This window comes from Aestuariivivens sp. NBU2969 (genome assembly GCF_019931125.1).
GTDB classification, from domain to species: Bacteria; Bacteroidota; Bacteroidia; order Flavobacteriales; family Flavobacteriaceae; genus Aestuariivivens; species Aestuariivivens marinum.
This window is the reverse complement of record NZ_JAIOUU010000001.1, coordinates 405,232-413,422: the sequence shown is the minus strand read 5'-3', so window position 1 is coordinate 413,422 and position 8,191 is coordinate 405,232. Positions and strand designations below refer to the sequence as shown.

General features: G+C 36.2%; 5 protein-coding genes. 4 read left to right on the top strand and 1 reads right to left on the bottom strand.

The genetic code is table 11. The features are described 5' to 3' along the window. Positions 1-262 precede the first annotated feature (262 nt). Genes K7G79_RS01770 through K7G79_RS01760 form a run of 3 tightly spaced genes read left to right on the top strand, consistent with a single transcriptional unit; the run spans position 263 to position 4,716 of the window. Positions 263-1,750 (top strand): xylulokinase, encoded by a 1,488-nt coding sequence (locus tag K7G79_RS01770; RefSeq protein ID WP_223548553.1) that lies wholly within the window; start codon positions 263-265, stop codon positions 1,748-1,750. Between the two features lie 20 nt (positions 1,751-1,770). Then, positions 1,771-3,096 carry a xylose isomerase gene (xylA, locus tag K7G79_RS01765; protein WP_223548551.1) on the top strand — a complete coding sequence of 442 codons (1,326 nt, stop codon included), beginning with the start codon at positions 1,771-1,773 and terminating at the stop codon, positions 3,094-3,096. 3 nt (positions 3,097-3,099) lie between these two features. Then, positions 3,100-4,716, top strand: a complete 1,617-nt coding sequence (locus tag K7G79_RS01760; RefSeq protein ID WP_223548550.1) for a sodium:solute symporter — start codon at positions 3,100-3,102, stop codon at positions 4,714-4,716. On the opposite strand, the gene K7G79_RS01755 is transcribed toward K7G79_RS01760, so the two are convergent. Next, positions 4,713-5,753: a LacI family DNA-binding transcriptional regulator gene (locus K7G79_RS01755; protein WP_223548548.1), complete on the bottom strand. Its 1,041-nt coding sequence runs from the start codon at positions 5,751-5,753 to the stop codon at positions 4,713-4,715. The two genes, K7G79_RS01760 and K7G79_RS01755, sit on opposite strands and share 4 nt — an antisense overlap. Before the next feature lie 126 nt (positions 5,754-5,879). On the opposite strand from K7G79_RS01755, the gene K7G79_RS01750 reads away from it, so the two are divergent. Then, complete coding sequence (locus tag K7G79_RS01750) at positions 5,880-8,177, top strand: FdhF/YdeP family oxidoreductase (protein ID WP_223548546.1); 2,298 nt, start codon at positions 5,880-5,882, stop codon at positions 8,175-8,177. Positions 8,178-8,191: the final 14 nt, after the last annotated feature.

Below are 8,191 nucleotides of genomic sequence, written 5' to 3'. Positions count from 1 at the left end.
GATAATTCCAGCAAACAATTAATTATGCCCCTATAAACAAAGGGACACAGAAACTTTATTGCCCGTTTTCAAAAACTTTTGGACGGCAGTGATGTAAAGGGAAAATTACGAAAACCTTTAAGTAACTGATTTGATTTTTTAAAAGCAATGTTATCAACGAGTTACAATAAATATTTTTATGGAATTTGAAGGTATTTTTAAATGGTAAAATACTAACTTAAATTTCTATTCATAACTTTGAGAAACTATATTTGAGTATTCTTTGTATTATTTAGGATTAGACATTGGCAGTTCTAGTACAAAAGCTGCGTTAGTGGAAATTGACACCGGCAAGAGCATTGGGGTTGTTCAGGAGCCAAAACAGGAAATGGACATATACGCTCCAAAAAATGGTTGGGCCGAACAAGATCCAGATGATTGGTGGTTGCATTGCTGCAATGCCATAAAACATTTAAAGGAAAGGCACAACATAACTAGAGCACAAATTAAGGGCATAGGTATATCCTACCAAATGCACGGATTGGTACTAGTTGATAAAGTTGGAAAACCCTTAAGAAAAAGTATTATTTGGTGCGATAGCCGTGCGGTAGAAATAGGAAACCAAGCATTTAAGGATATAGGAACAGAAACCTGCACTTCGAACCTCTTAAATTCCCCTTCAAATTTTACGGCTTCAAAATTAAAATGGGTCAAGGACAACGAGCCCGATATTTATAAAAAGATCCATAAGTTCATGCTCCCGGGCGATTATATTGCCTATAAATTTTCTAATAAAATTAATACCACCATTTCAGGTTTGTCAGAAGGGACTCTTTGGAATTTTAAAGAGGGTATTCCTGCCCAGTTTTTATTGGATTATTACGGTATTAATGATAAATTGATTCCAGATATTGTTGATGTGTTCGGACTTCAATGCAAAGTCGATAGGAATGGAGCCAAAGTAAGTGGCTTGGCTGAAGGAACACCAATATATTACCGAGCAGGTGATCAACCCAATAATGCACTATCTCTAAATGTGCTCAGCCCAGGAGAAGTGGCAGCAACAGGAGGTACTTCGGGAGTTTTTTATGCCGTAACAGATAATTTATCGGTAACAGAATGTGCCAGAGTAAATAATTTTTCACATGTAAACTATGAAAAAGGGAAAGAGGCACGCATTGGCAAATTATTGTGCATCAATGGTTCGGGTATTCAGTACCGTTGGTTGTTGAATAATTTGAATGTCAGTTCCTATGACGAGATGAACCATTTGGCATTACAAGTGCCAATAGGTTCCGATGGGGTTTGTGTATTGCCCTTTGGAAATGGAGCTGAGCGCATGTTAAATAACAAAGAAATAGGAACAAGGATAAGCAACATAAACTTGAATAACCACCATAAAGGCCATCTGTGTAGGGCTGTCTTGGAAGGGATTGCCTTTTCCTTTGTGTACGGTATGGAAATACTGAAGTCTGATGGCATTAAGGCAAAAGTGGTACGTGCAGGTAACGATAACCTGTTCCGTTCTGAAATTTTCACCAAAACAGTGGCTACCTTAATAGATCAAGACATAGAAATATACAATACTACAGGAGCCATAGGTGCAGCCCGTGCAGCAGGATTGCACAAAGGCGATTTCGAAAGTTTTGGTAAATCAATCATGGACAATGACTTTGTTATGACCTATGAACCAAACAAAGATAAAGCTCCATATTTAAAAGCCTATACAAAATGGAAACAAGAACTCGAACTTATATTAAACAATAGCTAATTAAAAAGTAACACGTAACAATGGTAATCATAGGAGAAAGGGAATATTATAAAGGTATAGGACAAATAAAATTTGAAGGCAGGGAATCGGACAATCCTTTAGCATTCAAATATTATAACCCCGACAAAGTAGTAGCGGGAAAGACCATGCGTGAACATTTAAAATTTGCCGTGGCCTACTGGCATACTTTCTGCGGACAAGGTGCCGATCCATTTGGTCCAGGTACCCAAAACTTTGCCTGGGATCAATCCAATGATCCCATACAAGCAGGCAAAGATAAAGCTGATGCCGCTTTTGAGTTTATTAGTAAAATGGGATTTGATTATTTCTGTTTCCATGATTTTGATTTGGTTGCCGAAGCCCCCACATTTACACAATCCGAAAAACGTCTGGAAATTATTACCGATTACATTAAAGAGAAACAAACTGCCTCAGGAATAAAATTACTTTGGGGAACCGCCAATTGCTTTTCCAATCCAAGGTATATGAATGGCGCGGCAACAAATCCAGAATTTAACGTTGTGGCTAGGGCTGGGGCTCAGGTAAAACTCGCATTAGATGTGACCATAAAACTAAAAGGTGAAAACTATGTCTTCTGGGGTGGCCGTGAAGGTTACATGTCACTACTCAATACCGATATGGGACGTGAACTGGACCACATGGCTCAGTTCCTGACCATGGCTAGAGACTATGCAAGAAACCAAGGTTTCAAAGGCACGTTCTTTATAGAGCCAAAGCCCATGGAACCCTCCAAGCACCAATACGATTTTGATACGGCTACCGCTATAGGCTTTTTACGGGAATATGGATTGGACAAGGATTTTAAGATAAATATAGAGGTTAACCATGCGACCTTGGCACAGCATACCTTTCAGCATGAATTGGAAGTGGCTGCTAAGTCAGGTATGTTGGGAAGTATTGACGCCAATAGGGGCGATTATCAAAACGGATGGGATACCGATCAGTTTCCAAATAATATTTTAGAAACTACCGAAGCTATGTTAGTATTTTTAAAGGCAGGAGGGTTGCAAGGAGGTGGTGTCAATTTTGATGCCAAGATAAGAAGGAACTCCACAGATATGGAGGATGTTTTTCATGCCCATATTGGCGGTGCAGATACTTTTGCACGTGCATTATTGACAGCAGAAAAGATAATAAATTCTTCACCATATGAAAAACTGAGAAAAGAGCGTTACAGTTCTTTCGATTCAGGTAATGGTAAGAACTTTGAAGAAGGTAAACTAACACTTTCAGACTTATATAAAATAGCTAAGGATAATGGTGAGTTACCTTTGGTAAGTGGTAAACAAGAGCTATTTGAGAATATAGTTAATCAATATATTTAAAGTATGAATTCAGTTTTAGAAGGTTTAGATTGGTTGGTCCTTGGAGGATATTTTTTAGCCCTAATGGTGGTTGCTATTTGGGTTATCCTTCAAAGGAATAAAAATACGGAAGACTATTTTTTAGCGGGAAGAAATGTGGGTTGGTTTGTAATAGGAGCATCTATTTTTGCTTCCAATATAGGCTCAGAGCATGTTGTTGGATTGGCAGGTACGGGGGCAGAGTCGGGCATGCCAATGGCACATTACGAACTTCATGCATGGATTGTACTCCTTTTAGGATGGCTTTTCTTGCCATTTTATATTAGAAGTGGAGCCTTTACTATGCCTGAATTTCTAGAAAAGCGCTTCGATGCACGTTCGCGTTGGTTTTTGTCTGTGTTTTCACTAGCAGGTTATGTTATTACCAAAGTATCAGTAACTATTTATGCGGGAGGTATAGTTGTATCTGAATTAATTGGTATTCCATTTTGGTATGGAGCTATAGGTATAGTTGTTTTTACAGGAATTTATACCATTATAGGTGGTATGAAGGCTGTAATTTATACAGAAACATTGCAAACAGTTATTCTCATTGCAGGGTCAGTAATTATAACCTATTTGGGCTTACAAGAAGTTGGAGGGTGGACAGAGTTAAGAAGTACGGTTGGTTCTGATCATTTTAATATGTGGCGTCCTATAGATGATCCCGATTTTCCTTGGACAGGACTACTGTTTGGAGGAACTATAGTAGGGATATGGTATTGGTGTACAGATCAGTATATAGTCCAGCGGACTTTAGCAGCCCATAATATAAAAATAGGAAGACGTGGAGCAATTTTTGGAGCTTATTTAAAGATACTTCCCATTTTTATTTTTTTAATACCAGGAATTATAGCTTTTGCTTTAGCACAAAAAGGTGCCTTATCATATGAAAGAGCAGATCAAGTTTTCCCCGTTATGGTAAAAACATTGCTTCCCGTAGGACTAAAAGGATTAGTGGCAGGGGGCTTAATGGCTGCCCTTATGAGCTCACTGGCTTCGGTATTTAATTCATGTTCAACAATTTTCACAATAGACATTTACAAGAAATTAAAACCTAATATGACCGAAAAAAAACTGGTTAAAATAGGTCAAATAGCCACAGCTATTGTTGTGGTTTTAGGAATTATATGGATTCCTATTATGGAAAAAATTGGAGGTGGTACATTATATAAATACTTGCAAAGTGTTCAATCATATATAGCACCACCAATTACGGCAGTTTTTGTATTGGGAATAGTTTGGAAACGTGTTAACGCTAAAGCAGCTATATTTACACTTATAGCTGGTTTAGTTGTTGCTGCATTAAGAATTATAGCAGAAGTAAATATTGATAACCTACATGGTATTGCCTATAGTTTTGCAAACATTAATTTTGCCCATATGGCTATCTTTATGTTTATTTTTTCAGTTGTCATTTGTGTTATCGTGAGTCTTTTATCTGAATCACCAAACTATGAAGCTATAAAAGGTCTAGCTTTTGGAACACTTTCTTCTGAACAAAGACAGTCCAATAAGGAAAGTTTTGATAAAATAGATGTGGTTTTATCTATATTATTGGTAATGGTTGTTGTTATAATATTAACCTATTTTACTGGTTAAGCCTCCTTCTGTAGTGGAATTAATCTGGTGCTTTCTCGCTCTATTAAAGTGGTTTTGATAATTTTTGTAGAAAAAGGAGTATTGTTCTTTTCATTTTCTATGCGATCAATAAGAATGCGGGCCGTGGTTTCACCAATATATTTTCCGTGTTGACTTATTGCCGTAATTGAAGGACTAAGGTGCTGTAAAAGTTTACCATTGGTAAAACAAATAATAGACATTTCTTCAGGTATTTTGTAGCCCATTTGTTTAACAAGTTGTAGGGAATTAATGGCAGAGCTCTCTTCAAGACACAAGAGTCCGTCAATAGATTTGTCTGAGAGTACAATTTTCATAGCCGTATCAAAATCTTCATGATGTCCAAGACGAACAATAAGCCGTTCCTTTATAGGTAATCCATATTTTTCTAATGCTTTTTTATAGCCTTCAACTCTTAATTTCCCAACACTTAAATTGTCTATAACAGAAATTAGGGCAATATGTTTGCACCCTGTATTTAATAAATATTCTGTAGCGTGAAAAGCACTTTCTAGGTCATTAACTACAACCTTGTCACAATTGACAATTTCTGAAATTCTATCGAACATGACAATGGGGACACCCTCATTAAGTGTGTTATTTAAGTGATTAAAATCTTTTTTTATTTCAGTTTCTTCAGCTAAAGAAATAATAAGCCCATCTAAATCACCATGTTTTAGTAACTGAATAGTTTTAACTTCTTTTTCATGGGATTCGTTTGAAATGCATGATACCAATTGATATCCATTTTGGGATGCTATTCTTTCAATACCAACAAATACCTTAGCAAAAAAACTATTCATAATGTTAGGGATAATCACACCAATGGTTTTTGTTTTCTTACTTAGTAAATTAAGTGCAGCAACATTAGGTTTATAGTGATTGGCTTTTGCATATTCTTGTATTCTTTCCTTGGTTTTAGTACTTATATCGAAACTATCATTTAGTGCTTTTGATACCGTAGCTATAGAAACTCCAAATGTTGATGCAATATCTTTAAGTGTAATTCTTTTTTTCATGAGATGGTTATGAAATACCATCTACTAATTTAAGATATTAATTTAGGATATAATAGAACAATTTCACTTGAATCAAAAACTATAATTTCTACAAAAAAGGCGATATTTACAGTACAAAGAATAAGTATGAACAATAAACATAAGAATAAAGCCATAACACCAGAGGAGTTCACTAAATTAAATATTATAGAACCTCCAATGAATAGTGCTGGTTTTAGTGCTTTAAAATCTGTAGTAACGCAAGTTTACAAATACATTAAGCCTGTTGATGCGTTAAGATTATCTCTAAAGATAAATCAAAGGAAAGGATTTGATTGTCCGGGTTGTGCATGGCCAGATCCAGATGATGAGCGTTCAGTTTTGGGAGAATATTGTGAAAATGGCATTAAAGCTATTGCTGAAGAGGCCCAAAAGCAAACTATAGGAAAAGATTTCTTTTCAAAACATGCTGTTGAAGAATTGGCTAATTGGACTGATTTTGAATTGGGAAAATCAGGAAGATTAGCAGAACCTATGTTTTTGCCGAAAGGAGCAACACATTATCAGCCTATTACTTGGGAATATGCTTTTAAAAAAGTGGCTAGTCATTTGAATGCTTTGGACAGTCCTAATGAAGCTGTATTTTATACCTCAGGTAGAACAACAAATGAAGCTGCTTTTTTGTATCAGTTGTTTGTACGAGAGTATGGAACTTCAAATTTACCCGATTGTTCTAATATGTGCCACGAAGCTAGTGGTAAGGCTTTATTAGAAACCTTGGGAATAGGCAAGGGTTCGGTTACTTTAGACGACTTGCATAAAGCCGAAGTAGTTATGGTTGTAGGTCAAAATCCAGGAACCAACCATCCAAGAATGCTTAATGCACTAGAAAAATGCAAAAAAAATGGTGGTAAAGTAATTTCAATTAATCCACTTGCAGAAGCAGGATTAGTAAAGTTCACTAACCCACAAAGCCCGAAGGCATTACTTACTGGAGGTACTCCAATTGCTAACGTTTTTGTTCCTGTAACTATAAATGGAGACGTTGCTTTATTTAAGGCCATACTACTAAAGTTACTGGAGAAGGAAGAAGAAACTAATGAGGTATTCGACAAAGCGTTTATAGAAAAGTATACTTATGGTTATGCATCATTTATTTCAGATTTAAAAACTTATAGTTTTGATGAATGCTTGAAGGCATCTGGGGTATCCCTTGAGGTCTTTAAGAAGATGTTTGATTTAATCCTGAACAACAATAAGATTATTATATGTTGGGCGATGGGCCTAACACAGCATGAAAATGCAGTTGACAATATTAGGGAATTGGTAAACTTGTTACTGCTAAAGGGAAGCATTGGAAAGGAAGGGGCTGGCACATGTCCTGTTAGAGGGCATTCCAATGTGCAAGGTGATAGGACAATGGGTATTTGGGAAGCTGCACCACAAGCTTTTTTAGATAAGATTGAAGCAAAATACGGCTTTAAACCAACCAAAAAACATGGCTATTCGGTAATAGATGCAATTAAAGCTATGTATCATAAGAAAGCTAAGGTGTTTTTGGGGTTGGGCGGCAATTTTATTTCTGCTGTACCAGATACCTTGTATTCAGCACAGGCACTAGCCAATTGCAATTTAACAGTGCATGTGAGTACAAAATTAAATCGCTCACATTTAGTAAATGGAAAAGAAGCTATAATTTTACCCTGTTTGGGGCGCACCGAAAAAGATTATCAAAAAACAGGAGTGCAAGTTCAAAGTGTAGAAAATTCTATGGGTATAGTATCATCCACCAAAGGAATTTTAAAACCTTGTTCAGATAAGCTGTTGAGTGAAGTAGCTGTGGTGTGCGGTATTGCCCATGAAACTTTAAAGGGACGTTCAAATGTTAACTGGCTTTCTTATAAAGATGATTATAGTTTAGTGCGTAATGATATTGAAGAAATTGTTTCCGGTTTCAGTGATTATAACAAACGATTGCAACAGCCTACAGGATTTTATTTACCAAATGGTGCTAGAATAAGGCAATTCCATACCAAAACTGGAAAAGCTAATTTTAGCATGAATAAATTACCCGATTGGAAGTTAAAAGAAGGGGAATTGATTATGATGACTATTCGTAGCCATGACCAATTCAATACTACAATTTATGGACTAAACGATAGGTATCGAGGTATTTTTAATGAAAGACGTATTATCTTTATGAATCGTCAAGACATGAAAGTCCGTAATTTAGAGGAACAACAAGTAGTAAACTTAAAATCTCACTATAAGGGCGCCACTAGAATAGCTAACAACTTTAAAGTTGTAGGTTACGATATTCCCGAAAATTGTTGTGCAACTTACTTTCCAGAGACCAATGTTTTGGTGCCTTTGGATAGTTTTGCCCATACGGCTAAAACACCAGCATCCAAAAGTGTGATTATAACGGTTGAAATGGCCATTTAATTTTTTAAAAGTTT